This is a genomic window from Polyangium sp. y55x31, from assembly GCF_029946505.1.
In the GTDB taxonomy this organism is placed as follows: Bacteria; Myxococcota_A; Polyangia; order Polyangiales; family Polyangiaceae; genus Polyangium.
Genome location: NZ_JARZHG010000001.1, coordinates 176,201 through 179,731, shown reverse-complemented (window position 1 = coordinate 179,731; position 3,531 = coordinate 176,201). Strand labels below are relative to the sequence as shown.

Sequence of the window (3,531 nt, the reverse complement as noted above, 5' to 3'; positions counted from 1 at the left end):
ATTCGAGGTCATCGATGTACGTATTGGGCATCAACGCCGCATACCATGAATCGGCCGCCTGCTTGCTGAAGGATGGCGCGATCGTCGCCGCGATCGAGGAGGAGCGCCTCTCGCGCAGGAAACACGGCAAGGCGGCGAACCTCGACGACGGCCACGCGCTGCCGCTTCTCGCAATCCAGTATTGCCTCGACGTCGCAGGCGTCACGCTCGGGGAAGTATCGTGTGTGGGGTATTCGCTCGAACCCCACGACCGACTTCGCAACAAGGAGATCGTCGAGCCGGTCGTCCCCGGCGGTTGGGGAAGCCCAGCGGGGGAGCAGCTTTTCTTCGACCTCGCCCTGCGCGTGCCTGCGGAGCTCCGGCGTCTGGGCATGACCGGCGAGTTCAAGTGGGTCCCCCACCATCTCGCGCACGCCGCTTCGGCGTTCCATCCTTCACCGTTCCGCGAGGCGGCCATTCTGTGCGTCGACGGCATCGGTGAGGTTGGCTCGACGCTCTTCGCCTCCGGATGCGGGTCGAAGATCGAGGCGCTCGATGAAATCAGGTATCCATCCTCGCTCGGGTTCTTGTGGGAAAAGCTCTCCAAGTTTCTCGGTTTCTCGGAGTACGACGCCTGCCAGGTCATGGGGCTTGCCGCTTATGGTGATCCACGTCGATTCCGCGGGTCGTTCGAGCGCCTCGTCTCCTTCGAGCCCGAAGGGCACTTCGCGCTCGACGGCGGCGCTTTGCGATTTCGCGTGGAGGACTACGAACCCCTCGAGGCCCTGTTTGGCGTCCCCCTGCGCAAGAAAAGCGAACCGATCCTCGCGGCGCACGAGGACATCGCTGCCGCGCTTCAAGAGATGACCAATCAGACGATCGGGCACATGGTCCGTCACCTCGCGGCGCGGACTGGGTCGAAGAACCTTTGCATGGCGGGGGGCGTCGCGCTCAATTGCGTCTCCAATCGGATCGTGTTCGAGGCGAGCCCGTTCGAGGGGCTCTTCGTGCAACCTGCCGCGCACGACGCAGGCACGGCGCTCGGCGCCGCATTACACGTGTGGCACGACGTGCTCGGCCATGCGGAGCGATCTCCGATGCTCCACCCATACGTGGGGCCGCGCTTCGACGATTCGGCAATCGAGCGCGCTCTCTCGAAGACCGGCGTCGTGTACCAGCGCGAGCCGAACATCGAGGAAAAGGTCGCCGAGCTCCTTGCGGCAGGCAAGATCGTCGGCTGGTTCCAGGGGGCCATGGAGTTCGGACCACGCGCGCTCGGCAATCGCAGCTTGCTCGCAGATCCACGCGCGCTGGAGATGAAGCGCCGCCTGAATGACCGCATCAAGCACCGCGCGAGCTTCCGCCCCTTCGCGCCGAGCATCCTCGCGGAGGAGGCGGAGCGCTGGTTCGTCATCGAAAAGAGCACGGCGACATCGGATTTCATGCTCCTCGCCTATCCCGTCCGGCCCGATCGCATGGCCCAAATCCCTTCTGTCATTCATGTCGACGGGACGAGCCGCGTGCAGACCGTTCGCGCAGAGACGAACCCGAGGTACCACAAGCTCATCTCGGCATTTTACGCGCGGACAGGTGTACCGATGGTCCTCAACACGTCGTTCAACGACAGCGAGCCCATCGTCTGCACGCCGGAGCACGCGATCGAGACGTTCAGGAGCGCGAGCATCGACGTGCTTGCCATTGGAGATTGTCTCGTCGAGGCGTCGCGGCAGCCGAGGGGCGAGGCGGAAGCACGCGCGCTGGCGCCGAGCGCACCGGGGCTCTCTTCCCGAGCATCCGCTTCGCGGGTCTGATAAAGTGACCGGGACGCCGATGAACATCGTCCAGCTCATCTACAAGGAAGCCGGCCCAGACCGCTTGAGGCTCTTGGTCGCGTCGACGGCGGCGGGCGTCGGCAACACGCTCGTGCTGGTCTTCATCAACGGCGCCGCGCAGGCGCCCGACGACGTCGATGCGAGGGCGTTTTTCCTCTTCCTCGTGCTCATCCTGGCATACATCCTGGGCGCGAGGTACCTGTTCCACCGTACGATTGATATCGTCGAGGAGATCCTGCACCGCATCAAGGGCAGGATCGTCGAGAAGATCCTGCGCGCTGATTTTGCGGCGCTCGAGCGCCTCGGGACCTCCGAGATCTACGACCGCATCACCGAGAACGCGACGGTGATTTCGGGCGCAGCCGGGCTCGTGACGAACGTCCTGCAGCAGCTGCTCATCTTCGTGTTCGCGATCGTCTACATCGCGTGGATGTCGCTCCCGGCCTTTGCGCTGCTCGGGATCCTCACGGCCGCCGGGCTCGCGCTGTATTGGACGCGCAGCGAGGTGATGGTCGGATTTCTGCAACAGCTCGCGAAGACCCGGGTCGCGTTCTTCGATGTGCTCACGGATCTCCTACGGGGCTTCAAGGAAGTCAGATTCAGCCGAGCGCGCGGTCAGGAGATCCGCGACGATATCATGATGACCTCGGCGAACCTGCGCGACTTCACGCGAAAAGCCAATCATCTTTTCGACGACAATTTCATCCTCGCGAGCTGCAACCTGTTCGTGCTCCTCGGCGCTCTCGTCTTCGTATTGCCGCGGCACGTGCACATGGAGCCGGCCACGCTGACGAAGCTCGTCTCGGGCGTCATGTTCTTGTGGGGGCCCTTGCAGGGTGCGGTGAGCGGGTATCCCGCGTACGTCCGCTCGAACCAGGCGATCGCCGAGATCGAGGCGCTCGAAAGGAAGCTCGACGCAGCCGCTTCGGCGAAGGTGCCGGAAGGCGCGCTCTCCGATCCGTGGAAGGGCAAGCCCGGCGCGATCGTCGTACAGGAGGTCGAATACGAGTATGCGCGGACGAACGGCGACGCGCCGTTCCGAATCGGGCCCGTCAGCCTCACCATCGACCCGGGGGAGATCATTTTCATCGTCGGTGGCAATGGCAGCGGGAAATCGACGCTCCTCAAAGTCCTGACCGGGCTTTACGCCCCCACCGCGGGGATGCTCTTTTCGGGGGGCGAGCTCCTGCGACCGCAAAACGCGCCGGCGTATCGCGAGATGATCTCCGCGATCTTCTCCGATTTTCACCTCTTCTCGAAGGCCTACGGCCTGCTCGATGTCGACGGCGCCGCCGTCTCCCGCCTGCTCGCCCAGATGCAGCTCGAGGGCAAGACCGAATTCAAGGTCGATCGATTCACGCGACGCGACCTCTCCACGGGCCAGAGAAAGCGCCTCGCGATGGTCGTCTCGCTGCTCGAGGATCGACCCATCCACGTCTTCGACGAGTGGGCCGCGGATCAGGACCCCGAGTTCCGCAAGTACTTCTACGAGGAGCTGCTCCCCGCGCTCAAGGCGCGGGGCAAGACGGTCATCGCCGTCAGCCACGACGACCGTTATTTCGACTGTGCGGATCGCGTCCTCACGATGGAATACGGAAAGCTCCTATCCATCGAGCCCGGCCGCCGTGCTCCGGCTCGCCCCAAGGCCGAGAGCGCGGAGCAATCGCTCCCATCCTGACACCGCTTTTTTCTACCGGACCGCTGGGAAACATGCGAAACT

At 63.9% G+C, this 3,531-nt stretch carries 2 protein-coding genes; both read left to right on the top strand.

The genetic code is table 11. The features are described 5' to 3' along the window. Positions 1 to 14 precede the first annotated feature (14 nt). Positions 15 to 1,790 (top strand): carbamoyltransferase C-terminal domain-containing protein, encoded by a 1,776-nt coding sequence (locus QHF84_RS00490; protein WP_281311125.1) that lies wholly within the window; start codon positions 15 to 17, stop codon positions 1,788 to 1,790. 19 nt (positions 1,791 to 1,809) lie between these two features. Then, entirely contained in the window at positions 1,810 to 3,489 is a 1,680-nt protein-coding gene (locus QHF84_RS00485) for a cyclic peptide export ABC transporter (RefSeq protein WP_281311124.1), read from the top strand. Positions 3,490 to 3,531: the final 42 nt, after the last annotated feature.